Origin of the sequence: Thiomicrorhabdus immobilis (assembly GCF_021654855.1) — a bacterium.
GTDB classification, from domain to species: domain Bacteria; phylum Pseudomonadota; class Gammaproteobacteria; order Thiomicrospirales; family Thiomicrospiraceae; genus Thiomicrorhabdus; species Thiomicrorhabdus immobilis.
In genome coordinates this window covers 1,995,687-2,020,989 of record NZ_AP024202.1, presented here as the reverse complement: position 1 = coordinate 2,020,989, position 25,303 = coordinate 1,995,687, and the positions used below count along the sequence as shown (strand labels likewise).

Genomic DNA, 25,303 nt, shown 5'->3' with positions numbered 1-25,303 from the left:
GGTGACTTAAATAACTCAGCGTCTTTGTGGCTTCAAAGTTCAAAACTTAGTATGGAAGAGTCTAATGCGGTTTTGAAAATACCGGGTGATTTTCATCCATTGCGGCGGCCAAGCGGTAACGTAGTAAAGTGATATTCGTTGGGTCGGCTAAACTTAATGCTTTATCCGCTAGGTATTGCTCTAAAACGGGTAAGTCCATCTCAATAAACTCTTCAACACCTTGCTCGACTTCGGCTAAATACTCAGCGGTCTGTTGTAAATCGGCATGTAAATCATCTTGCACCTGTTTGAATTCTTGCGCACTTAATTCCGCCAAAGCATGGTCGGCTTGTTCGGCTTTTTGAATGCTTTCACCTAAAGCTTCCCAACTTTTATTCTCCGCTTTAATCACAAATTCTTTCGCATGATTCAAAAGGGTACGGTACGCTTTCAGCATTTTATTGTCGCTCATTATTTTCTCCTGTTTAGAGGTTGTATACACTATAATATTGAACTTATTTAATTTAATAAGCAAGTTCCAATTTTGACTTGCCATAACCGTTTAAGAAGTAGAAGAAAAACGCCATGTCAGAAGTTCAGTATAACCCGCAACAACTTGAAGCAGATATCCAAAAAACTTGGGACGACAACCAGACCTTTGTGGTGATGGAAGATCAAAGCAAAGAGAAATATTACTGCCTGTCGATGTTTCCTTATCCAAGCGGAAAACTGCACATGGGGCATGTGCGTAACTATACCATTGGTGATGTTATCTCGCGTTTTCAGCGTATGCAGGGTAAAAATGTATTGCAACCAATGGGTTGGGATGCGTTCGGTCTGCCTGCGGAAAACGCGGCTATGCAGCACAATGTAGCGCCGGCTAAATGGACTTATGAAAACATCGATTACATGCGCAACCAGCTCAAGTCGTTAGGTTTGGGTTACGATTGGACTCGTGAGGTGGCGACCTGTCATCCAGAATATTACCGTTGGGAACAATGGTTGTTCACCAAGTTGATGGAAAAAGGTTTGGTTTATCGCAAACTTTCAGTTGTTAACTGGGATCCGGTTGATATGACGGTATTGGCGAATGAACAGGTTATTGACGGTAAAGGTTGGCGTTCTGGCGCACCGGTTGAGCGTAAAGAAATCGCCCAATGGTTCTTGCGTATTACCGATTACGCTGAAGAGCTGTTAGAAGGGCTGGATAAGCTGGACGGCTGGCCAGAACAAGTGAAAACCATGCAGAGAAACTGGATCGGTAAATCAACTGGTCTGCAAATCTCATTCCCAATCGAAGGCCAAGACGGCAATTTGGATGTTTACACCACTCGCCCTGATACTTTGATGGGGGTGACTTATGTTGCGGTTGCCGCAGATCATCCATTGTGTAAAAAAGCCGCGGTGAATAATGAACCATTAGAGCGTTTTATTGAAGAATGTTCGCATGTTTCTACCGCTGAAGCCGACATGGAAACCATGGAAAAGAAAGGGGTCGATACCGGCGTTCGTGTGGCTCACCCAATTACCGGTGAGATTGTTCCGGTTTGGGCGGCTAACTTTGTATTGATGGGTTATGGAACTGGCGCGGTGATGTCAGTGCCAGCCCATGACCAGCGTGATTATGAATTCGCCAAGAAGTACGATTTAGACATCAAAGCGGTGATTGCGCCAAATGCGGAAGAGATGGCCGACGTGACTGAACAAGCTTTTACCGAAAAAGGCATTTTAGTCAACTCTGGTCAGTTTGATGGCTTAAAGTCCAAAGATGCTTTGCACGCTATGGCAAAAGCATTGGGTGAGAAAAACCTAGGTGAGAAGCAAACCAACTACCGTCTGCGTGATTGGGGAATTTCCCGCCAGCGTTATTGGGGTTGCCCAATTCCGGTGATTTACTGTCCAGCGTGTGGTGCTTTGCCGGTTCCTGAAGACCAATTACCTGTACGTTTGCCAGAAGATGTGGTGCCGGATGGTTCGGGTTCGCCATTGGCTAAGATGGATAGCTTTAAAAACTGCGAATGCCCGCAATGTGGCGGTCGCGCAAAACGTGAAACCGATACTTTCGACACCTTCTTTGAATCGTCTTGGTATCACGCTCGTTATACCTCAAAAGATAATTCAGAAGCGATGCTGGATGAACGTGCCGATTATTGGGCGCCGGTTGATCAATACATTGGCGGGATTGAACACGCTATCTTGCATTTGTTGTATGCACGTTTCTTCCATAAATTGATGCGTGACCAAGGTTTGGTGAAATCCGACGAGCCGTTCAAAAACCTACTGACACAAGGTATGGTGTTGCTGGATGGTTCTAAGATGTCTAAGTCAAAAGGCAATACGGTTGACCCACAAGGCTTGATTGAGAAGTTTGGTGCCGATACGGTTCGCTTGTTTATTATGTTTGCCGCTCCTCCAGAACAGAGCTTGGAATGGTCGGACAAAGGTGTGGAAGGGGCGTTCCGTTTCTTGAACCGTGTTTGGCGCCAGGTGCATTCACACGTTGAAGCGGGTCTGGTTAGTGCGGCCAATAGTTCTGAAGGTTTAACTAAAGAAGCCAAAGCGGTGCGCCTGAAAGTGCATGAAACCTTGCAGAAAGTCAGTGACGATATGGGGCGTCGTCAAACCTTCAATACCGCCATTGCCGCTTGTATGGAATTGATGAACGAACTGTCTAAGTTTGATGAAAACTCCGCTCAAGCGCGCGGCGTAATGCAAGAAGCGTTGGAAACTTTAGTGTTGATGCTTTCACCAATGACACCGCATATGGCACAGAGCTTATGGGAATCATTGGGTAAAACTGGATTGGTCGTGGATGCGACTTGGCCGCAGGTGGATGAATCGGCACTGGTTAAATCTGAAATCGAGTTGATGGTGCAGGTAAATGGTAAATTACGTGGCAAAATCGAGATTGCGGTGGATGCTGATAAAGACTCAATTTTAGCGGCGGCCAAAGCCGAAGAAGCGGTGTTGAAATTCATTGACGGTAAAGAGATTGTCAAAGAAATCGTGGTACCGGGGCGTTTGGTTAACCTTGTGGTAAAAGGCTAACTTGATGTTGATATTTGTTCAACGTTTCAGTATTTATGCTCTTTTAGCGGTAATGCTACTACAGCTGTCAGGCTGCGGATTTCATTTAAGAGGTTTGGGTTCGACAGGGGCTTTGCCATTTAAATCGGCACAGATTCAAGCCGATTCCAATGTGCGAGAAGAGCTGGTCTTGGCTTTGAAACGTCAGTTGAACTCCGTTCAGGTTGAGGTGTTGGATAATCAAACCGCCGAGGTGCAAATTCTGCTGATGCCAACACAGTATCAAGCCTCCAGGACATCGACTAGACTGGGTGATGCAACTTCGCAGTTGTTGAAAATGACACAATCTTTTCAAGTCATCAATCTGACAAGTGGTGAAAAAATCATTTCAGGTTCAAGTGAGGTTTACCGTGATAGACAGATTAATACCGCGGTAGCTTTAGCATCGGATAACGAATTACGGACAATCCAAAAATCGATGAGTGAAGAGTTGGCGCGTCAGATTTTAGATCGAGTCGCGCGCGCTTTGCGAAACGCGGATAAAGTGACAAGTAAGGCAAAAGAGTAAACAGTGATTTTAGCCAGTGCGTTCCTAAACCAGGTCAATAGCGGTAGCTTGGCGGTAAAGCCCATCTATTTACTGTATGGCGAAGAACCGCTGTTTTTACGTGATAGTTTGGATGGCTTAAAGAAACAGCTGTTTTCATTAGGTTACATGACCAGTGAAAGCTACGATGTCGATGCCAATTTCGATTGGCAAAGCTTGCAGATGGATACCCAAGCGGGTTCTCTGTTTTCCGAATCACGGATGATTTTGATTAATATGCCCAAAGGCTCTCCTGGGCGAGATGGCGGTAAGTTTTTTCAAGATTGGTGCGCTTATGTGCAAGCTTTGCCACCGGAAATTGTCTTGGTGGTGTTGTGTGAACGTTTGGATAGCCGTCAGGTTAAGGCCAAGTGGGTTACCGCAATCGAGTCGGCAGGCCTGGTGGTTCAAGCCAAACCGGTTCCTACCAATGCATTGCCGGGGTGGTGCCAAACTCAAGCACAAAAACAGGGGTTGAGTTTGGAGCCTGAAGCGGCGAATTTATTGGCTGACCGAGTGGAAGGTAATTTACTGGCCGCTGACCAAGAAATCACCAAACTCTCTTTGAGTTTACCTGCCGGTTCAGTGATAACCGCACAGGATATTTTGGAGCATGTGGTTGACCAAGCACATTATCAACTGTTTGCTTTAGCTACCGCGATGTTGAATGGCAATACCGCTTACAGTGTGCAAATGTTGGCGCGTTTACAACAAGAAGGTATTGAAGCACCCGTGATACTCTGGCTGTTGTCTAAAGAGTTAAGACAGTTGATTGAGCTTTCGCAGCTTACCCAGCAAATTTCGTTGAATCAGGCGTTTCAGAAATGCCGCATTTGGCAGTCGCGTCAGGGTGAATACAGCAGTGCAATGCAACGCCAAGGGTTGCAACAATGGCAAGCATTACTTAAGCAAGCTTTGCAGATTGATATGATGATAAAAGGCATTAAGCCGACGTTGAATGAACGTGAGGTGTGGTTTGGTTTAGCGGATTTAGTCGCAAAAATAGCGCGTTAAAATCTTGCCAGGCCTGGTCAGTTGATAAAAACACCGTATTTAAGATTAAAATTGATGAATAAGAGAATTGGTTGATGAATGTAAAAGCGTATATGACAACATTAGGTGAGCAAGCTCGTAAAGCTTCTCGTGCTTTAGTGCGTGCCACAACTCAAGAGAAAAACGCCGCTTTGCTAGCGATGGCTACGGCTATTGAAAATTCTGCCGAGCAGTTAAAATCCGAAAATGCTAAAGACTTGGCGAACGGTAAAGCCAATGGTTTGGATGCTGCGATGTTGGATCGTCTAGCGATTACCGATTCGGGTATTGCCAGTATGGCAGAAGGCTTGCGTCAAATCGCTTCGTTACAAGACCCAATCGGTGAAATCAGTGATATGAGCTACCGTCCATCCGGCATTCAAATCGGTAAAATGCGTGTGCCTTTGGGTGTGGTCGGGATTATTTATGAATCTCGTCCTAACGTGACGATTGATGCGGCGGCTCTATGTTTAAAGTCGGGTAATGCAGCGATTTTACGCGGTGGTTCTGAGGCGGCATATTCTAACCAAGCTTTGGCGGCATGCATTCAAACAGGATTGAAAGCGGCAGGCTTGCCAGCGACTTCGGTACAAGTGGTAGAAACCACTGACCGTGCAGCGGTAGGTGAATTAATTGCTATGCCACAATATGTCGATGTCATTATTCCCCGTGGCGGTAAAGGGTTGATTGAACGCATCAGTGAAGGTGCAAGAGTGCCAGTGATCAAGCATTTAGACGGTATTTGTCATGTGTATATCGATGATGATGCCGACCAAGACAAAGCGATTAAAGTGGCCTTTAATGCGAAAACTCACCGTTATGGTGTGTGTAATGCGATGGAGACGTTATTGGTCGCTGAATCTCAAGCGCAGGCTGTGTTACCGATTTTGGCGGATATGTACGCTGAAAAAGATGTTGAGTTGCGTGGTTGTGAAAAAACCCGTGCCATTATCAGTGCGAATGTTGCCACTGAGACGGATTGGGCAACCGAGTACCTTGCACCGATTCTCTCCATTAAAGTGGTCGCCGATGTGAATGAGGCGATGGATCATATCGCCGAGTTCAGCTCAGGACATACTGAATCGATTATTACCGAAAACCTCAGTACGACCCGTCGATTTTTAGCCGAGGTGGATTCCAGTTCGGTCATGGTGAATGCGTCAACCCGTTTTGCCGATGGCTTTGAGTATGGATTGGGTGCGGAAATCGGTATCAGTACCGATAAGTTCCATGCGCGTGGCCCGGTTGGTTTAGAAGGCTTGACCTCACAGAAATACATTGTATTGGGTGATGGTTCGATTCGTGAATAAAGAAATCAGCGGTTTGCAAGGCCTTTTGAAGTGGAGTTGATCGGCATAAATGGCGGTACCTTTGACCCGGTTCATTATGGTCACCTCCGCCCCGCTTTAGAGGTCATGCAAAGCTTGGGTCTGCAACAAGTGCGTTTTATTCCTTGTTATCGACCCGTGCATAAAAATGCCCCAAATGTGTCCGCTCAACAGCGTAGCGAAATGATTCGCCTGGCCATCAAAAACCAGCCTAAATTTGTTTTGGATACCATTGAAATGGATAAAGGCGGGCCATCTTATATGGTGGACACCTTGTCGATACTGAAGCAGCAATTCCCTGATACGGGGTTGGTGTTGATGATGGGAACCGATGCATTTGCCAAGTTTGATAGTTGGCATCATTGGTCAAAAATTTTGGAGCTAGCCAATATTTTGGTGATGCACCGTCCTGGTGAACCCGTACCTCAAACGGGTAAGTCGGGCGAAATATACAAACAGCATTGTGTGTCTGAATATACACAAACTCAGGGACAAATTAGAGATATGGATGTGACCCAGTTGGATATCAGTTCTACTTTGGTCAGGAAGTATCTGCAAGCAGGGTTGTCAGCCGAGTATTTGCTGCCACCTTGTGTGATGGAATATATTAACAAACATGGACTTTATCAGCCGATTGAGTCTACAAACGCATAAAAATCGCTGGCGATTAAGGAGCAAAAATTTTCAATGAGTATGGATATTAAACAGATTGAAGACCTAATTGTAAAAACATTAGACGATTCAAAAGCACGTGACATTCAAGTGATGGACGTGAAAGGCATTAGTTCTTTCGCAGATTTAATGGTGGTGGCTACCGGTACTTCTACCACTCACGTTAAAGCATTGGGTTCTCACGTAGAACAGGCGTTTAAAGATGCTGGCGAACCACCTCTAGGTGTGGAAGCCGGGCCACAACCTGATTGGGTGTTGGTTGATTTGGGCAACGCCATCGTGCATGTCATGACAGAAGGTGCGCGTGCACATTACGCATTGGATAAGCTTTGGGATATTAAAAACCAAAACGCCGCTGAGCAAGCTACTCAAGAGCAAGTGGCAGACTGATTTAAACCATGGTCATTCACTTTATTACCGTTGGACAAAAGATGCCAAAATGGGTGCAAGACGGTTATGCGGAATACGCAAAACGCCTGCCGAAATCTTGCGCCATTAAATTAATCGAGTTGCCTATGGCAACTCGAGGCAAAACAGGTTCTGCCGATAAATATAAAGCGGAAGAGGCCAAAAAGATTCTAGCGGCGATTCCAAAAGGCGCACAGTTGATTGTCTTGGATGAACACGGTCAACAGGTGACGACTAAAGGCTTGGCGGATAAGTTAGAAGAGTGGTTGGCAAGTGGTCAAGATGTTGCCCTGGTGGTAGGTGGCCCCGACGGGTTGGAGCAAAGTTTAATCCAGCAGGCGAGTTGGAAGTGGGGGTTATCAAAACTCACCATGCCTCATCCGATGGTCAGAATTTTAGTTGCAGAGCAGATTTATAGAGCTTATTCGGTTATCCAAAACCATCCATATCACAGAGAGTAAAAGCGGCATATTTACTTAATCTCTGCATTAAGTTTGGCGCTAGTGTACCCATTTTTCGGGTCTCAATGGCGTGTCTTTTCTTAAGTGAAACGCTTATTTTTATTGGTTGATATTCTAGTCCTGAGAAAAGGGTTATCGTTTTGCGTATTGTGTTCTGTAAAGCTGGCCACTAACGCCCAAAACCCCATTGAACGAAAGAGTGCAAAGTTCTTAGCGAAATGAACGATTAAAAAACGCTGCTGTTTGAGCGTAGCTTGCGAAGCGAGTTCAGCGTTTTCAGTGAATGAGCTTAGAACTTGCCTCTTGAGAGAGCGGGGTGTCTTTTTGTGGTTACTATTTTGGACAAGCAAAATAGTAACGGGAAGCCTAAAAGCCAATGTTGGAGCTCTATAATTATCCGCATAGGCTTCGCAACAGATAAGACTAATCAAATCTGAAAGCAAAATCTAAAACAACCAGGCCTGGTAAGTTATTATTTTTCAAATAAATTTGCTCAATTACTTGACCAAAAGTTGATAAATGTGGATAATCTCGCCTTCTTATACATCGTAGTCATTGTTTCTGTGTACGCATAGGGCAATGTTGTGTTAAATGTTAATGATAGGTCTACGGATCGTTAGCACGTAAAAATAATATTTCGGGAGAAATAAAAATGGCAAATTCAGCACAGGCAGCTAAGCGCGCACGTCAAGCAGAAAGAAATCGTATTAAAAACGTTGCACAACGTTCTGACATGCGTACTGCAGTTAAAAAAGTTTTAGCGGCAATCGCTGCGGGTGATAAAGAAGCGGCAAACGTTGCTTTCCGTTCAGCTCAGTCAAAATTAGATGGTATGGCGCGTAAAGGTATTATCGCTAAGAACAAAGCTGCACGTTCTAAGAGCCGTATCAACGCACGCATCAAAGCGATGGCTTAATTTATAGCCATTATCACTTCTAAAGCGCGTCTGTTGTGCGTTGAAAATTGATCACTTACATTTGTAAGCTCACTATTTTCGCCTTGGACAACCGCACTTTAGAAGCGAAATGACTTATAAAATAAGTTGATTGAAAAAGCCGGGTTTAGCCCGGTTTTTTATTGTCTGTCAAAAGGTGAAGTTATGAGATTCTTGAAGTTTATGGCGCTGCTGGAAGGTACGTCTTTATTGCTGTTGCTGTTTGTAGCTATGCCGCTTAAATATCAATATGGCATGCCGGAATATGTCAGTTTGGTGGGGCGAGCGCATGGTGGTTTGTTTATCGCGTTTAATGTCGTGTTGTTTTATCATGTCGGTAAGGGGCATTTATCTGAGACTAAGGGGTTTCTTGGATTGCTGGCTTCTTTAGTACCATTTGGTACTTTTGTCTATAAAGCCAAGGTGCTTAAAGCCCATTCTGCTTGAAAAAACCGGTAGATTGGTCACAAGTGGTTTAGTGCTTATTTTCCCTGAAACTCTAGCTGGGCGACAACCTCTTTAAACTGGGCTTTAGACAGTACTTTCTTTAACCCTAAAGTGCACTCCAAAGTTAACATCATGCGTTTTTTATCTAACGCCACTAACTCTTCAACTAACTGCTTGCTGTGTTGGCTGTCTTGGTTGTTGCTGTCCAGTAACTCTTCTTTAAGTTCGGTTTTAATCACATGATATTCCGCATTGATTTGCTCAACGCCAGCAAAACTTTTTCTTGAAATGGCTCTAACTTGATCGAGTTGTACCTCTGTCAGTTGTAAGGTATCCAAGTTGTCCATGACAATCGGCATTAGGCTAACAATATTGCTCGAGGGCTTGTAGTCTTCTGCAAGAGTGGTTGGGCTGTAATGTACGCATAAAACCATTAAGCTAATCATCCAAAAATTTTTCATGTTTATTGCTGTTTCCTTGTTTTTAAGTTGGGCAAATCATGGCACCTAGCTCATGAGTCAGTTTTAAGTTTTCAGAGTAATCTACCGGACAATCAATTAACACCACGCAATTATCCTCGATGGCTTGTTTCAGGGTTGGCAGCAAATCATCAGTCTGTTGTATTCGGTAGCCTTTAGCACCGAAGGCTTCTGCCAGTTTGACAAAGTCGGGATTGTTGAATGATACATTGCTCTCGCGGCCAAATTGATTCATCTGCTTCCATTTGATTAAGCCATATTGTTGATCGTTCCAAATTAACACGATAATCGGAATATTAAGGCGAACGGCGGTTTCGATTTCTTGAACATTCATCAAAAAGCCTGCATCACCGGTCACGGCAACACTGATTTGATTTGGTTTGGCGAGTTTGGCCGCAATCGCACCAGGGAGCGCGATTCCCATTGAAGCAAAGCCGTTAGAGATAATGCAGCTGTTAGGGTGTTGTGCTTGATACATGCGTGCAATCCACATTTTGTGCGCACCAACATCCGAGACAATAATGTCTTTGGCATCAAGGGCTTTACGCAAGTCGCTGAGGATTCTTTGTGGTTTGACCGGAAAGTCCTGATTGCTGTCGAACTGATGAAAGGTTTCTTCGATACGCTGTTTAAGTCCTTGATAGGGTGAGCCGGTATGACGTTTGCTGATTGCGGCAATACTCGATAATGCTTGTCCAATGTCTCCGATTAAACCGGCGGTAACGATGTAGAACTCATCCACTTCGGCTGGCTGGGTATCAATATGAATGATTTTGGTATCCGGATTTCTGTTCCAGAGGTGAGGGTGGTATTCGACGATGTCGTAACCGACGCAAATCACCACATCGGCTCGATCTATTCCGCAAGAGATATAGTCATGAGCCTGTAAGCCGATTGTGCCGAGTGAGAGTTCGTTGCTGCACGGCAAAGCCCCTTTTGCCATAAAGGTGGTGGCCACTGGGATATTGAGTTTTGTGGCAAATTCAAATAATGCTTCGCTGGCGTGTGAACGTAGCACACCGTTACCCGCTATGATAATAGGGTAATCGGCCTGCGAAATGATTTCAGCCGCTTGATCGATTTTTAACGGGTTGGCATAGGAGGGCAGTGGGCTTTGTCTTTTTAAAGGTTTTTTATCTAAAGTTTTGTCGGCCATGTTTTCAGGAAAGTCGATAAAGCTGCAGCCAGGTTTTTCTGCTTGCGCCACTTTGAAGGCTTTACGTACTACTTCTGGTATGACCTCTGGAGTCAATATCTGGGTGCTGTATTTTGTGATGGGTTTAAACAGGTTGACCAAGTCTAATACCTGATGACTCTCTTTATGTAGCCGGTTGGTGCTGGCTTGACCGGCAATGGCAACCACGGGCGCGCGGTCCATATTGGCGTCAGCCACACCCGTCACCAGGTTGGTCGCACCAGGCCCCAAGGTGGATAAACACACGCCAGCGCGTCCGGTTAAACGGCCATAAACATCGGCCATAAACGCCGCGCCTTGTTCATGGCGAGTCAAAATGAACTGTATATTGCTCTCCAAAAGCGCATCCATTAAATCCAGATTTTCTTCTCCTGGAATACCGAAGATATATTCAACCTCTTCGTTTTCCAAACATTTCACAAATAACTCTGCGGCTTTCATCTTATGGCCTTTATATTTTGGGCTAACGTGTGTCTAATCAACTGTACATAATATCTTTTCATATTTACATAGGCAGTGAAAATAAAAGCTTTTTTGTCTGCCCTAATTAAATAGTGGTTAAACTATGGGTTTGGTACAATTTATCCACCTTATTTCCCTGTTTAAGTAAATTACGGAACCCCTTTTGAAGAGAATAATTAAAGCTACCGCAACAGTAGGTGGGATGACCATGATTTCGCGCGTTTTAGGATTTGTGCGAGATGTGATTATTGCCCGCTATTTTGGTGCCAGTATGGGGGCGGATGCCTTTTTTGTGGCATTTAAAATCCCCAATTTTTTCCGCCGTTTATTTGCGGAAGGCGCGTTTTCACAAGCTTTTGTACCGGTTTTGGCTGAGGCAAAAGAGAAGCGTGGTCAAGAGGCGGTTAAGCATTTAGTCAATGCAATCAGTTTTCGCTTAGGTGGCATTCTGTTGCTTCTGACGGCTTTTGGGGTGTTTGGTTCCTCTTTATGGATGATGGTGTTTGCCCCCGGTTTTATGGATCAGCCGGAGAAGTTTGCCTTGGCTGCGGATATGTTGTCGATTACCTTTCCGTATCTGCTGTTGATCTCTTTGGTGGCCTTTTCTTCCGCCATTATGAACACCTATAACCAGTTTGCGGTTCCTGCCTTTACTCCGGTGTTTTTAAATTTAGTGCTTATCAGCTTTGCCATTTGGGTTGCGCCGTTAATGGATGTTCCCGTGATGGCGTTGGCTTGGGGGGTGCTGGTTGCTGGTGTAGTGCAATTGCTGTTTCATCTGCCTTTTCTGTATAAACTGGGATTGTTGCCTCACCCAACCCGCCAGAAAGACCCTGGGGTTGATGATGTAAAACGCTTGATGTTACCGGCTTTATTCGGGGTGTCGGTGGCACAAATCAATCTACTGGTAGATACGGTTTTGGCTTCATTTTTAGTCACCGGTTCGGTTTCTTGGTTGTATTATTCAGACCGTTTGATGGAGTTTCCACTTGGTGTGTTTGGTGTGGCATTAGCGACGGTGGTGTTACCCGGTTTGTCTAAAAAAGCCGCTAATGAAAACTGGCAGGGTTTTCAAGAAGATATTGATAGTGCATTACGTTTGGTTTTGATTATTGGCTTACCGGCAACCTTGGGCTTGTTGATTTTGTCCGAACCTTTGATTACCACCTTGTTTTTCTATGGCGCGTTCACCGCTCATGATGCGAGTATGTCGAGCATGAGTTTAATGGCCTACTCTTTTGGGTTGTTAGGTTTTATTTTGGTGAAGATTTTGGCGCCCGCCTTTTACTCTCGTAAGGATATGAAGACCCCCGTTAAAATCGCCGTGGTGGCTTTGGTGACCAATACCGTCTTAAATCTAATCTTGATAGGTCCTTTTGCCCATGTCGGTTTAGCCGCAGCCACCACCGTGTCCGCTTTTGTCAATGCGGGATTGCTGTATTGGTATTTACAAAAACAGCAAGTGTTTACCCCGATGCCGGGGTGGGGGAAATTGAGTGTTCAGATTGGCATGGCCAATGTGGTGGTGGTGGCTTTTTTACTTGTGGTGTCGCCAGCGGTAGAGCGTTGGCATGAGTTTGATGTGTGGTTGAGAATGAGTTGGTTATTTGGTTTGGTGATTGGCGCCATTGTGCTTTATGGGTTGGCGCTTTTAATATTGGGTTTGAACCCGAGAAAGTTAATCAATAAAACGTCATAAACCATCTTTAATCTAAAACTTAGTAGAACTAACCAGGCCTGGTCGCTTTGAATGGTTTCAAAATCACGGATGACTTTCTTGATAGGGTATTAAATCGCTAAAATTAGGTGTTTTTTGAAAGATTTACAAAAAGTTAGCGTGTTCAATAGGCTATAATTTACGGTTTGATTTTAAACAGAATATGGAACGTATGCAGCTAATTCGCGGCTTACACAATTTGCCAGGCTTTCAAACAGAACTTGCACAAGGTTGTGTGTTAACCATCGGTAATTTCGATGGCGTGCATTTAGGGCATCAACAAGTCTTAACAGCGCTGAATTCAAAAGCGAAAGAACTCGGTTTACCAAGTGTGGTGATGATTTTTGAACCACTGCCAATCGAGTTTTTCGCACCTGAAAAAGCGCCGGTGAGATTGATGAACCTGCGTGAAAAGTTGTATGCGTTCCAAAATACTGAGATTGATTTCGTTTTGTGTGTGCGTTTCAACACACAATTTGCCAATTTAACGGCATCACAGTTTGTAGAGCAGGTGCTGCTCCAAGGTCTAAATGTGAAACATTTAGTGGTGGGTGATGACTTTAAATTTGGTAAACAACGCCAAGGTGATTTTGCGTTTTTACAACAGGCTGGTGCAGTCCATCAGTTTAGCGTGAGTGATATGCCTACCTATGATGTTGAGCAACAGCGAGTCAGTAGTACCCGTATTAGAACCGCCTTAACCGGAAATGAATCAGGCACACCAAACCTGGCGGAAGCAAAAGGGTTGTTGGGTGGCAACTTCAGTTTTTATGGTCGAGTGATTCACGGCCAAAAACTAGGCCGTACCATTGGGTTTAGAACATTGAATATCAATCCTAAAAGAACCCAGATGCCGGTACAAGGTGTCTTTGCGGTGACGGTTGAAGGTATTGCAGACAAGCCGTGGCCAGCCGTGGCAAATTTGGGCTTGCGCCCAACGGTGGATGGCATTAGACCGTCGATTGAAGTACATCTTTTCAATTGGGAAAAAGACCTTTACGGTTGCCATGTCCAGGTGAATTTAGAGCAATTTATTCGCCCGGAGATGAAGTTTTCAGGCCTGGATGCCTTAAAAGAACAGATTGCTTTGGATGCCGAAAAGGCCAAAGCTTTTTTTGATATTGCATAAAATCAAAATTCAAAAAACGAAACAGAAACAACAAAACAGACAATCAAATTTAAACGAATTTTAAAATTTTAATTTAGGGCTTGGCCCTCTCAATATGTGAAGTTAGATAATGACAGACTATAAACCGACTTTGAACCTTCCTGAAACAGACTTCCCTATGAAAGGCGGTCTGCCAACTCGTGAACCAGAGCAAGTAAAAGCTTGGTTGTCTGATTCACTGTATCAAACCGTGCGTAAGCACATGGAAGGGCGTCCTAAGTTTATTTTGCATGATGGACCTCCTTACGCCAACGGTGATATCCATATCGGCCACGCGGTAAACAAAGTGTTGAAAGACATGATTGTTAAATCAAAAGGCTTGAGCGGCTTCGATGCCCCATTTGTGCCAGGTTGGGACTGTCATGGTTTACCTATCGAGCTGAATGTTGAAAAGAAAAAAGGCAAGGTCGGTCAGAAAATCGGCGCGACCGAATTCCGCCAAGAGTGCCGCAACTATGCTCAAAAACAAGTTGAAGGCCAAATGGCGGACTTCCAGCGTTTAGGGATTATGGCGGATTGGGAAAACCCATACCTAACCAAAGACTTTAAATTTGAAGCCAATGAAATTCGCGCCCTTGCCAAAATTATCGAAAACGGTCACTTGGTTAAAGGCACCAAGCCGGTTTATTGGTCGGTAGGTGGACGTTCAGCCTTGGCTGAAGCCGAAGTGGAATATGAAAACAAGCGTTCAAAATCCATTGATGTACGTTTTGCCGTGGTGGATGAAGAAGCGTTTTTCAAACGTTGTCATCATGTTGAAAACCATACTGGTGAAGGCCCTTTATCGGTAGTGATTTGGACCACCACACCTTGGACATTGCCAGCTAACCAAGCGGTATCGATTAACCCGGAATTGGAATATTCTGTGGTACAGGTGCATGGAGAAAATGGCCCAGAGCGTCTATTCCTAGCCGAAGCGATGATCAAGGATGCCATGGACAAATGGGGATTTGATAAGTACAACGTGATCGCCTATGGTCGTGGTGAACAGTTTGATTTGATTCGTCTAAAGCACCCATTCTATGACCGAATCGTTCCGCTGATTTTAGGTGACCACGTTACCACCGAAGCCGGAACCGGTTGTGTTCACACCGCGCCAGGTCACGGGGTGGAAGATTTCCAGGTAGGTCTAAAATACGATTTGGAAGTCGATTGCCCGGTAGACGGTAACGGTAACTATGTTGCCGGCACCCCGTTATTTGAAGGTGAGAATGTCCTTAAAGTGGATGACCACGTGATTGAAGTGCTGAAAGAGCATAACGCTTTAGTGCATATTGAAGTGATTGAGCACAGCTACCCACACTGCTGGCGTACCAAAACGCCTCTGATTTTCCGTGCCACACCGCAGTGGTTTATCTCCATGACCGAAGCAGGTCTTCGTGATAAAGCGATGGACGCGATTCCAAAAGTACAGTGGATTCCGGAATGGGGTCAAAATCGTATTGAAGGCATGATTGATGGTCGTCCAGATTGGTGTATTTCTCGTCAGCGTTTCTGGGGTGTGCCAATCGCCATCTTTGTCCATAAAGTCACCGGTGAAATGCATCCTCGCACAACTGAATTGATGGAGCAAGTGGCTAAGCTAGTTGAAGAGAAATCGATTGATGCGTGGTATGACTTGGATGTGGCGTCTTTGTTGGGTGATGAAGCAGATGATTATGAACAAGTCACCGATATTTTGGATGTCTGGTTCGATTCGGGTATTTCACACTTTACCGTTTTAGGTCAACGTGAAGAACTACATGCACCTGCCGATTTATATTTAGAAGGTTCTGACCAGCACCGTGGTTGGTTCCAGTCTTCATTGTTGACGGCATTGGCAACCGATGGTCAAGCGCCTTACAAACAAGTGCTGACACACGGCTTTACCGTTGATAAAGACGGTAAGAAAATGTCTAAATCTAAAGGTAACGTGGTTGCCCCGCAGCAAATCGCCAATAAGTTAGGTGCGGATATTTTACGTTTGTGGATTTCAGCAGCCGACTACCGTTATGAGATGACGGTATCGGATGAAATCATCAGTCGTACGGCGGATTCATATCGTCGTATTCGTAACACCGCACGTTTCTTAATGGCCAATATAAATGGTTTTAACCCAGAAACCGATATGGTGGCCTATGAAGATTTATTGCCGTTAGATAAATGGGCGATTGGACATGCCGCTAAACTGCAGGCGGAAATTATAGAAGCTTACGATAGCTACAATTTCCATACCATCTATCAAGCGATGACCCACTTCTGTTCCGTTGAGTTAGGTTCATTCTATCTGGATGTGATTAAAGATCGTCAATACACTTGCAAGTCCGATGGTTTAGCGAGACGTTCAGCGCAAACCGCGCTATATCATATCGTTGAGGCTTTGACCCGGTGGATGGCGCCAATCTTGAGCTTTACCGCAGAAGAGATTTGGCAATACCTGCCTGGCGAACGGAGCGAAACCGTGTTTGTGGCGACTTGGTACGAAGGGTTGACGGCATTGGATGAAAGCACCGAAATGAACTCAGCCTACTGGGAAGAGATGATTGCCGTGCGTTCAGCCGTGGCTAAACAGCTTGAAGAGTTGCGTAAAGATAAAGTGATTAAAGGTTCGTTAACAGCAGAAGTTACTTTGTATTGTGATGATGCCATTTTTGCTAAGTTAAGCAAGTTAGCAGACGAGTTACGTTTTGTGCTGATTACTTCTGAAGCCAGCATTAAGCCACTTGCAGACAAAACCGATTCTGCTATTGAATCAGAGATGGCTGGCCTATGGATTGATGCCGGCGCGACTGAACACGCCAAGTGTGCACGTTGTTGGCATCACCGTGAAGAAGTCGGCAAAATCGCCGAGCATCCAGAGCTTTGTCAGCGTTGTGTGGATAATATTGATGAAAATGGTAAAGGCGAAGTCCGCCATTTTGCATAATTTTTAAATTAACCACGAAGGCACGAAGATACGAAGTTTATCATTAGGTTAAATTAATTTTGCTAATCATTTAATATTGATTTGGCTAAATAACAAATAACTTACTTATCAGCTTTTTGTTTCTTCGTGCCTTCGTGCTTTCTCGGCTCTTCGCCGAGTTCTACGTGTGTGGTTCAAAATATGTTAAAAACAACAGGTATAAAAACCATTTGGTTAGCCATTTTAGTGATTGTATTTGATCAATTAACCAAATACATTGCGGTGAGTAATTTAACTTTTGCCGAGCCTGTTGCGGTTATGCCTCAGTTAAATTGGATGCTGACTTATAACTATGGTGCTGCCTTCAGCTTTTTAGCGGAAATGGGCGGTTGGCAACGTTGGTTCTTTGCTGGCCTGGCTTTGGTGGTCAGTGCCATTTTGATGTTTTGGCTATCAAAACTACCAAACAAAATCACTGCAGAAGTCTGGGGCATTAACTTGGTGTTAGGTGGTGCAATCGGAAATGTAATTGATCGTTTTCTAGCAGGGCGTGTCACTGATTTCATCGATTTTTATATCGGCTTATGGCATTACGCCACCTTTAATGTAGCGGATATCGCAATCACGATTGGTGCGGGTTTATTATTGTTATCGGAATTTTGGTTAAAGCCAAAAGCTCAGAAAGCCTCTAAATCAAAAGGTTCTGAATAAAGTTAAATTGTTTTACCTATGCTTGAGAAGCCTTTTCAATATTTATAATTCTTTGTTTTTATCTAAGGGCTTCCCGTTACTCTTTTTGCTTGCCCAAAAAGAGTAACCAGAAAAAAGGCCCCCTGCTGACACAATCTATTTCATTAAGCTTGTCTGCTGACACTCCCATAACTCGCTACGCTCGGACAATGGAAATGTTTAAACGCATCCTACGCTAAGTGAAATCACGATTGTTTACAGAAGGGATGCTTTTTCTACGTTAATTCCGTATTTCTATTGTTGAGATGTTATTGTGCTGTAATTTTTATCCTGTGCTTACAAAGTATAGAACGCCACAGACATGCCAGGCCTGGTATGCCCTGTGGCTGACCATTCATTGTGTGAGCATAGGGTAATTTACTTTTTTAATCTGTAAATCTAACCTCAAACGCCAAGATTCCCCTTGGAATAAATTGTGCAAAGGTCTTAATGCAGTGAACGGTTAAAAATCCCAACTGTTTCTTGTCTCTCCGCTTCGCTACAGCCAAGTTCTTCGTTTGAGCGAAGCGAGTTTTGGGATTTGAGTGAACAAGTTTAGAACTTGCCAATTTATGGAGCGGGGTGCATTTTCTTTGCTTCCTTTCTTTGGGCAAGCAAAGAAAGGAAGGGGAAGCTCAAACGCTAAAATTAATGATGTATAAATATTAAAAAGGCTTCTCAACAGCTAAGCAAAAATAAACCTTAAAATCAAAACGACCAGGCCTGGTAATTTAATTAAAGTGAAGATAAGAGAGCTCCTCTAACCTAGGTTGGCATTGCTTTAAGCATCGTGTAATATTATCCATGCAAGCGGAAACCGTAGCTTTGCGGTAGAACATTCTGATTCTACATCTATTTATCAACCGGGACGGACCGGCTCTTTATTCTATTTAAGAGCTATTAAGTGCTCTGTGGAGTTTTCCGTTGATAACCTTGAGTCCTATTAAACGTCGACTTATTTACGTTATTCTTTTTGAAATTACCGCTATTTTATTTTCAACTTTGGTTCTTATGCTGTTGAGTGATGGCGATGCCCAAGAATCATTACCGGTTGCGATTATTATGTCGACAGCGGCTGTTGTTTGGAATTATATCTATAATGCAACGTTTGAATATTGGGAGCTTCGTAAGCAAATTAAAAAGCGTACTTTGGCTATTCGTAGTATTCATGCGATAGGTTTTGAAGGGGGATTGGTGTTGATTTGCCTGCCGCTGTATATGCTTTGGTATGATGTTGGCCTATGGACAGCATTGACTATGGAAGCGGCTTTATTGCTTTTTTTCTTGGTTTATACCTTTATCTTTACGCTACTTTTTGATCAAGTATTTACTCTGCATCATCAAGTTCAGGTAACGTTTGAACCTGGTATGTCTTAGGAAATGGGGGCATTACCTTGTTTATTTTGCGTTCTGCTTGAGAAGCCTAATTAAAGGTGTATAACAATCTGAAAAGACCTCTCAATAGAAAAGACCAAGCAAATCTTAAGTCAAAATTTAAAACGACCAGGCCTGGTTGTTTTATCAATAATGAAAACCATCCATTATCTAGTCACACAATCTGCCGAGTATCTCAGTAAAATGCCCATGATTCCATTGATTTATAAAAGAGCGATTATGAATTCAAAAACGGTATTTTTTACTCATATCATCGGTTTTATCGCGTTGATTTCGGCTTATGCCTTATTAATCCCAGGCATTACCGAGCCGGTTTTGCATATCACCACCATGTTGGATAAAGGCGAGTTGACGGTTTTGGGTAAAGAGGCGATTTTGACGAGTGGTTCGATTCCTAATTTCCTAATGCCGGTGACCATGGAAGTGCTTAACCAGATCAATGTCACAGGTACTGTGGTGATTCAAGATACGGCTAAGAGTATTTTGGGAACTGCGCAAGGCTTATGGCAAGACGGCAATTTATTGGTCGCATTTTTAATTGTGTTTTTTAGTTTGGTTGTGCCAGTTGTTAAGCTCGCTTTACTTGGTAGTTCTTATCTTTTTAAAACCTCTAAATTGGCACAGATTTTAAGAAACTCGAGCGGCTTGTTAAGCAAATGGTCTATGGCGGATGTCTTTGTGATGGCATTGATCATCTCTTTTTTGGCGATCAAGGCAAGTTCTGGAGAGTCTGCTTTATTACAAACCGAGATTGGCCTGCAGAGTGGTTTTTACTACTTTCTTGGTTACTGTCTGTTGTCGATATTCGCCAGTCAGTTGCTAGCGGTGAAATCAATGCAGTCTGTGGAACAGCAGGCAAGCTTTCAGGCGTCTTAACGTAAGCTTTTGTTTAGTTAGCCTTTATCCTGGAGCGGTTTGATGGGTTTTTCTCGGTTTAATAGGGCGTGATTGCTGTGGTTGTCGGCATCGATAATAATGCGTTTTTCCAATCTGAGTCGATGAGAGAGTTTGGCTAGACGGCTTTGAATTTTCCAAAACAGGTAAGCGGGTTCATCACAAATGCCATTGTGGTTAGGTGCCTGGATGGGCAATCCGTCGCTTGATTGGAATGCTTCAAGGGATTGAACCGGAGAGTTTCTTGAATCGTTCGCTGAATTCGGGTCACTCGAAGCCACTATCTTACAAGCAACCGTTTCCAGTTCTGTGTGAATTGAATTTTCCATTATGACACCTTGATGGATTATCTCGGTATTTAAACCCCTAGTAGGTGTTAACGCATACTAAGCTGTTTGGTTTTCTCTTTTAATACATCGAGCATTCTCAAGCTGGCAAAACCATCCGCAGGCAATTTTTGTTGGACTTGAAATTCACGCAACGCTTTACGCGTTTTGTTGCCGACAATCCCGTCGGGAGTGCCCACATCGTAACCTAAGTTGTTTAGCAGGGTCTGAATCTCTTTTATCTGGGCAAGGCTTAACCCTTTATCATTTTTAGGTTGCTGCTTGGTGAGTGGAGGACGTTCAACGATGCGGTCTGCCAAATGACCAACCGCTACCGCGTATTTGTCGGCATTATTCCATCGTTTGATGACCCTGAAGTTGTCATAAACTAAAAAAGCCGGTCCTTGATAATCGCTGACTAATAGTAAACGGGCTTGCATGTCTTCATCCGGTAAAACACGTCCATCCGCCAGGGTGATACCCAGCTTTTGCCAATCACTCAATGATCGACTGGTTTTGTTGTCGGCTAGGGCGTAATCAAAGTTTTTGGGTAAAGCCACTTCACGTCCCCAGTTTTCTTCTTTTTGCCAACCCAGTTGCTGTAGGAAGTTAGCGGCTGAGTAGAAAACATCAGGCAGACTGTCCCATAGGTTGATTTTGCCATCGCCGTCACCATCTACCGCATATTGCAGATAGTTGGAGGGCATGAATTGGCATTGCCCCATGGCTCCTGCCCAAGAACCTTTCATCTGTTTTAGAGAAACATGGCCTTTATCCAAAATTGTCAGGGCACTGATTAATTGGGTGGTAAAAAACTCACTCCGTCGTGGGTCGTAAGCCAGTGTTGCCAATGATTCAATAATCGGGATATTACCGGTATAACTGCCATAGTTGGTTTCCATTCCCCAAAAGGCCACTAAAAAGCGCCCGGGAACCCCATATTTTTTTGTGACTTCATCGAGTAACGGTTTTTGTTCTGCGTATTTTTTTAAGCCTTTTTCTATGCGGCTGTCGCTGACGGCACGATTGAAATATTCAAAAAATGTCTGGGTGAACTCAGGTTGTTTCTTATCCGATTCAAGCACTCTATCGTTAAGCTCAATATCTTTAAATGCTTGGTCTAAAGTGCTTTGTGAAATGCCTTTTTGCAAAGCCTGTTTTTTAAAGTCATTTAGCCATATCTTAAAACCTTGTTCTGAAGGCGTAAAAGTATCGGATTGAGCTTGCGCATTTAGTCCTAAGCTCATGAGCAGAAAGATACTTACAAGATAGGTGATAAGGTGTTTTTTTATTTGCATGGTTAATTTCGATTCTGACCGAGTAAAAAGTAAGTAAAAACTACCGTTAAAAAGTATAGCAAAGACTTATTCTACCGAAACTAAATAAAAGTTGGGCGCAAAACAGTTTAAAATTAACAGATATTTATTGAGGCCTATCGGTGAGCCAATCACTCACGAACAGACTTTAAAGCTAATCAAATTGATGGATACCAAAACAATGAAATTTTTTGCCACAGCGCCAGGCGGTTTAAGTGAATTACTAAGAGAAGAGTTAATGTCTTTTGGTGCAACTGAAGTCAAAGCCCAACCTCGCGGGGTTACCTTTGAAGGCAGTTTGGAAGTAGGCTATAGAAGCTGTTTGTGGTCGCGTTTGGCAAACCGAATTTTTATTACTGTGTTAGAAACCGAACTGGAAAGCCAGGAAGAACTCACCGAGCAAGTCGCAAAGGTGGATTGGCAAAAACATATGGATGAGTTCGGTACGTTTGCGGTCTCTTTCTCAGGTAAAGGCATGGGGATTGACCATAGCCATTACGGGGCATTGAAAATCAAAGATGGCATTGTCGATTTTTTTAGGGGCATTACCAACAATCGTCCCAAGGTAGATACTGACAACCCAGAATTGCGGGTGCATGGACATCTGAACCGTAATCAATTGACTTTGAGCATTGATCTGGTTGGCTATAGTTTGCATAAGCGTGGTTACCGTGAAGGCCAGCAAGTTAAAGCGCCTTTGAAAGAGAACGTGGCAGCCGCTTTATTGATGCGTGCCGGTTGGCCAGAAATCGCCAAACAGGGGGGAAGCTTGTATGACCCTATGTGTGGTTCGGGAACCTTTTTGGTGGAAGCGGCCATGATGGCATCCGATTTGGCACCCGGCCTGGAAAAAGCCAATCACATGTTACTCAACACCTGGAAACAGCATGATAGTAAATTGTGGAGCAGCTTGATTGAGGAAGCCGAAGCGCGTGAAGCGGAAGGTTTAAGAAACTTGCCGGATATTTACGGTTCGGATGCGTCCCATAAGTCTTTGGATATTGCTGAAGAGGCGATTCATAACGCCGGTTATTTGGATTCGATTGAAATCAAGCAGATGACGGTCGAGCAAGGTCGTCGTTGGGGCGATTGGCAACCCGGCCTGGTGATTACCAACCCGCCTTATGGCGAACGTCTAGGTGAGATTGAAGAGGTCAAAACCATCTATAAAGCGTTGGGAACCTACTTAAAAAATGAATTCGAAGGCTGGCAAGGTGCGGTATTAACCTGTAATCCTGAACTTGGGATGTACTTAGGGTTAAAGGCCAAACGTAGTCACAATTTCTTTAACGGCGCCATGGAATGTAAGTTGTTCCGTTTTGATATCACACCGGAATTCCATCGTGAACCTGCGGTCAAAGGTGGTGCGAATCTGGTTCAAGAAGTCAGTAATGTGATGCCGGAGTTGGCCTCGTCTGAAGGCGCCATTATGGTGGCCAACCGCATTAAAAAGAATTTAAAGCAGTTGCGTAAATGGGCTAAGAGTCACGAAATATCCGCTTATCGAGTGTACGATGCAGATCTGCCTGAATACGCCATCTCAATTGATTTTTACCAAACCGAAGATGCCGGTGAATGGTTGATTGTAAACGAGTATGCGGCCCCAAAAACGGTAGACAAAGCCAAAGCCAAAAAGCGTTTGCATGAAGCCTTGGCGGCTTTGCCTGAGGTCTTCCCAACAGTGCCCAAAGAGCAGATTGTTTTCAAGGTGCGTAGCCGTCAATCGGGCACGTCTCAATATGAGAAATTGGATGACAGCCGAGATTTTCATACCGTGATTGAAAACGGTGCAAAAATTCGTGTGAACTTTACCGATTATTTAGATACAGGGTTGTTTTTGGATCACCGTGACGTACGTGCCTTAGTTGCGCAGAAATCCGTTGGCAAAAGTTTACTCAATCTATTTTGTTACACCGCCACCGCAACGGTAGAAGCAGCGGTGATGGGCGCTAAAAGCAGTTTGAGTGTGGATATGTCTAAAACCTATCTGTATTGGGCTGAACATAATCTAATGCATAATAAAGCGGATACGAGTCATCACAAGTTTAAACAAGCGGATGTTTTGGATTGGCTGAAAACCGAAAGTGAAAATCCGACTGAAAAGTTTGATGTGATTTTCTTGGATCCGCCATCGTTTTCTACTTCTAAACGTATGGAAGGCACTTTGGATATTCAACGTGACCACGTGACCTTGGTCAACCAGGCGTTGGCATTATTGAATCCGAATGGTGTGTTAATTTTCTCTAATAACTTGCGTAAGTTTAAATTGGATAATGAAGCGTTTAGCAACGTCAATATTGAGAACATCACCCAAAAAACCATGCCGAGAGATTTTCAACGCAATAGTAAAATCCACCAGGCCTGGTTGTTTACACAAGCTTAATCAATAAAAACATAACCAATAAAAACAGAATCAATAAAATTGATAAGAGCCGATTAGCCATTTCAACGGCATGCGCAAACGAGTAAGAAAATTTAAATGAACAGTATTAAGGATATGTTAGGTTTATCTATTATTGAAAACCTTGAAATACAATCAAATAGAGAATATTTAATTGCGCAAAAACCTTTTTTTGACAGTGAATTCAATAGTTGGTTGCTTAAATATGGCTTTGAACAAGCGACGGTTGAACAAGTTTTTAGGGATGATTTCTACGCGCTATTTGTCCAAGCTGAGTTAGATGAAAACTTCTATTCGTCGATGTATCATCAAGCGCTTGATTGGTATCACGCTGGCCTGACACATAACCGTAGCATGTTGATTTTGAGTTACTGTCGACAGGTATTTATTTTGCTCGCCGAGAAAAAAGACAATCCCGTTTTGGCAAAAGGTCTATGTCATACCGTAGATTTAGTGCAATCTGTGGTTAATTCGGTTTTTCAGTTGCACGAAACGCTCGATAACATGAAAAAGAAGTCTGAGCTCGAAGTGGTGCGCATGAAGCGATCATTCCAGCTGATTGCAGCAGAGCTACCAAAAGAATTGGTTCAAGCGTTTATCGATCATCAAAATTGGAAAATCCGAACCTTTTCAGCCGCATTAGGCGATATTGAAGAGGGTGAGTTTTCATTTTCAACTTCAGAATGTCAGCTGGGTAAGTGGTTGAATTCGGGAGGCATCAATGCCATTCCTGAAAAAGAGATAGAAAATTTTAACCTTGCGCATGAAAAAGTCCATAAATTAGGCTTTATGGCCTTAAAAGAAGCCAAAGAGCAGCATCCAGAAAGAATTATCGACTTTTTAGTAGAGATGGAAAATGCGTCTGATACGGTGTGTCATGTTTTGTTGGAACGCATTGAAGAGGAGTTCATTAAAGCTGCTTCAATGGATACCTTAACCGGTTTGGCAAATCGTTGCGCGTTTGAATCTCAGTTAAAACAGAATATCGCCTTCTCCAAAAGACACGGTTTTTGGTTGGGGTTAATTATTATCGATATCGACTATTTTAAAAGCCTGAATGACAGCAAGGGGCATGCCTATGGTGACCAAGCTCTGAAAGAGGTCGCGCAGGTTTTGGCTGAGGCGATACGCACCGAAGATTACGTTTATCGCTGGGGTGGAGAAGAGTTTGCTGTATTAACCATTGATAAAGATTCTTCTGGAATTGAAGTTTTAGCAGAGCGTATTAGGGCTTGTGTTGCAGAGCAAATTTTTTGTTCAACAACCGGTTCAGAGATTAATTTAACGATTAGTTTGGGAAGTGGGGCTTTCCATCCCCGTTTGGATAAAACGCCTAATGAAATCTTTGCATTGGTTGATGAGCAATTGTATCTCGCCAAAGAAAATGGCCGAAACCGAGTTAATTCATTAACTCTTGAGGCAGATTAACTCTTCACTGAGCCATATCGATTATTATGCCGAGC

The 25,303-nt window shown here is 43.7% G+C and carries 22 protein-coding genes; 17 read left to right on the top strand and 5 right to left on the bottom strand.

The window, feature by feature from the left end; all coding sequences use genetic code 11:
• Positions 1-61: 61 nt before the first annotated feature.
• Entirely contained in the window at positions 62-451 is a 390-nt protein-coding gene (locus tag L6421_RS09210; RefSeq protein WP_237261504.1) for a zinc ribbon-containing protein, read from the bottom strand.
• A 113-nt stretch (positions 452-564) separates the two neighbouring features.
• Here L6421_RS09210 and leuS point away from each other — a divergent pair, with 113 nt between their 5' ends.
• The 9 genes from leuS (at position 565) to L6421_RS09165 (ending at position 8,874) form a co-directional block, all read left to right on the top strand.
• Positions 565-3,027, top strand: a complete 2,463-nt coding sequence (gene leuS / locus L6421_RS09205; protein ID WP_237261503.1) for a leucine--tRNA ligase — start codon at positions 565-567, stop codon at positions 3,025-3,027.
• A 4-nt stretch (positions 3,028-3,031) separates the two neighbouring features.
• Positions 3,032-3,574 carry an LPS-assembly lipoprotein LptE gene (locus L6421_RS09200; protein WP_237261502.1) on the top strand — a complete coding sequence of 181 codons (543 nt, stop codon included), beginning with the start codon at positions 3,032-3,034 and terminating at the stop codon, positions 3,572-3,574.
• 3 nt (positions 3,575-3,577) lie between these two features.
• Complete coding sequence (holA, locus tag L6421_RS09195) at positions 3,578-4,606, top strand: DNA polymerase III subunit delta (RefSeq protein ID WP_237261501.1); 1,029 nt, start codon at positions 3,578-3,580, stop codon at positions 4,604-4,606.
• 74 nt (positions 4,607-4,680) lie between these two features.
• Positions 4,681-5,934, top strand: coding sequence for a glutamate-5-semialdehyde dehydrogenase (locus L6421_RS09190; RefSeq protein WP_237261500.1), 1,254 nt, complete (start codon positions 4,681-4,683; stop codon positions 5,932-5,934).
• Between the two features lie 30 nt (positions 5,935-5,964).
• The gene (gene nadD / locus L6421_RS09185) at positions 5,965-6,606 is read left to right on the top strand and encodes a nicotinate-nucleotide adenylyltransferase (protein WP_237261499.1); all 642 of its coding nucleotides are present in this window, start codon (positions 5,965-5,967) and stop codon (positions 6,604-6,606) included.
• A gap of 33 nt (positions 6,607-6,639) precedes the next feature.
• The gene (gene rsfS, locus L6421_RS09180) at positions 6,640-7,014 is read left to right on the top strand and encodes a ribosome silencing factor (protein WP_311195278.1); all 375 of its coding nucleotides are present in this window, start codon (positions 6,640-6,642) and stop codon (positions 7,012-7,014) included.
• Between the two features lie 8 nt (positions 7,015-7,022).
• Positions 7,023-7,493: a 23S rRNA (pseudouridine(1915)-N(3))-methyltransferase RlmH gene (rlmH, locus tag L6421_RS09175; protein WP_237261498.1), complete on the top strand. Its 471-nt coding sequence runs from the start codon at positions 7,023-7,025 to the stop codon at positions 7,491-7,493.
• A gap of 652 nt (positions 7,494-8,145) precedes the next feature.
• Positions 8,146-8,409 (top strand): 30S ribosomal protein S20, encoded by a 264-nt coding sequence (gene rpsT, locus L6421_RS09170; protein ID WP_237261497.1) that lies wholly within the window; start codon positions 8,146-8,148, stop codon positions 8,407-8,409.
• 183 nt (positions 8,410-8,592) lie between these two features.
• Positions 8,593-8,874 (top strand): DUF3817 domain-containing protein, encoded by a 282-nt coding sequence (locus L6421_RS09165; RefSeq protein ID WP_237261496.1) that lies wholly within the window; start codon positions 8,593-8,595, stop codon positions 8,872-8,874.
• Between the two features lie 35 nt (positions 8,875-8,909).
• On the opposite strand, the gene L6421_RS09160 is transcribed toward L6421_RS09165, so the two are convergent.
• Together L6421_RS09160 and L6421_RS09155 are read right to left on the bottom strand one after the other, a co-directional pair.
• Positions 8,910-9,335, bottom strand: coding sequence for a hypothetical protein (locus L6421_RS09160; RefSeq protein ID WP_237261495.1), 426 nt, complete (start codon positions 9,333-9,335; stop codon positions 8,910-8,912).
• Positions 9,336-9,357: 22 nt separating this feature from the next.
• Entirely contained in the window at positions 9,358-10,989 is a 1,632-nt protein-coding gene (locus L6421_RS09155) for an acetolactate synthase large subunit (protein ID WP_237261494.1), read from the bottom strand.
• 184 nt (positions 10,990-11,173) lie between these two features.
• Between L6421_RS09155 and murJ the strand changes: the two genes are divergently transcribed.
• From murJ to L6421_RS09125, 6 genes are all read left to right on the top strand, one after another.
• The gene (gene murJ, locus L6421_RS09150; RefSeq protein ID WP_255695481.1) at positions 11,174-12,709 is read left to right on the top strand and encodes a murein biosynthesis integral membrane protein MurJ; all 1,536 of its coding nucleotides are present in this window, start codon (positions 11,174-11,176) and stop codon (positions 12,707-12,709) included.
• A gap of 190 nt (positions 12,710-12,899) precedes the next feature.
• A complete protein-coding gene (gene ribF / locus L6421_RS09145) occupies positions 12,900-13,856 on the top strand; it encodes a bifunctional riboflavin kinase/FAD synthetase (RefSeq protein WP_237261493.1) in 957 nt (318 codons plus the stop codon).
• Positions 13,857-13,965: 109 nt separating this feature from the next.
• Positions 13,966-16,800: an isoleucine--tRNA ligase gene (gene ileS / locus L6421_RS09140; RefSeq protein ID WP_237261492.1), complete on the top strand. Its 2,835-nt coding sequence runs from the start codon at positions 13,966-13,968 to the stop codon at positions 16,798-16,800.
• 180 nt (positions 16,801-16,980) lie between these two features.
• Positions 16,981-17,490, top strand: a complete 510-nt coding sequence (lspA, locus tag L6421_RS09135; protein WP_237261491.1) for a signal peptidase II — start codon at positions 16,981-16,983, stop codon at positions 17,488-17,490.
• Between the two features lie 942 nt (positions 17,491-18,432).
• A complete protein-coding gene (locus L6421_RS09130) occupies positions 18,433-18,885 on the top strand; it encodes a PACE efflux transporter (RefSeq protein WP_237261490.1) in 453 nt (150 codons plus the stop codon).
• A gap of 150 nt (positions 18,886-19,035) precedes the next feature.
• Positions 19,036-19,779, top strand: a complete 744-nt coding sequence (locus L6421_RS09125; protein ID WP_237261489.1) for a paraquat-inducible protein A — start codon at positions 19,036-19,038, stop codon at positions 19,777-19,779.
• Positions 19,780-19,796: 17 nt separating this feature from the next.
• Here L6421_RS09125 and L6421_RS09120 read toward each other — a convergent pair whose 3' ends face one another.
• Together L6421_RS09120 and L6421_RS09115 are read right to left on the bottom strand one after the other, a co-directional pair.
• Positions 19,797-20,126 (bottom strand): hypothetical protein, encoded by a 330-nt coding sequence (locus L6421_RS09120; protein WP_237261488.1) that lies wholly within the window; start codon positions 20,124-20,126, stop codon positions 19,797-19,799.
• 47 nt (positions 20,127-20,173) lie between these two features.
• Complete coding sequence (locus L6421_RS09115; protein WP_237261487.1) at positions 20,174-21,370, bottom strand: lytic murein transglycosylase; 1,197 nt, start codon at positions 21,368-21,370, stop codon at positions 20,174-20,176.
• A gap of 250 nt (positions 21,371-21,620) precedes the next feature.
• Between L6421_RS09115 and rlmKL the strand changes: the two genes are divergently transcribed.
• A complete protein-coding gene (rlmKL, locus tag L6421_RS09110) occupies positions 21,621-23,822 on the top strand; it encodes a bifunctional 23S rRNA (guanine(2069)-N(7))-methyltransferase RlmK/23S rRNA (guanine(2445)-N(2))-methyltransferase RlmL (RefSeq protein ID WP_237261486.1) in 2,202 nt (733 codons plus the stop codon).
• A 96-nt stretch (positions 23,823-23,918) separates the two neighbouring features.
• Positions 23,919-25,268: a sensor domain-containing diguanylate cyclase gene (locus L6421_RS09105; RefSeq protein ID WP_237261485.1), complete on the top strand. Its 1,350-nt coding sequence runs from the start codon at positions 23,919-23,921 to the stop codon at positions 25,266-25,268.
• Positions 25,269-25,303: the final 35 nt, after the last annotated feature.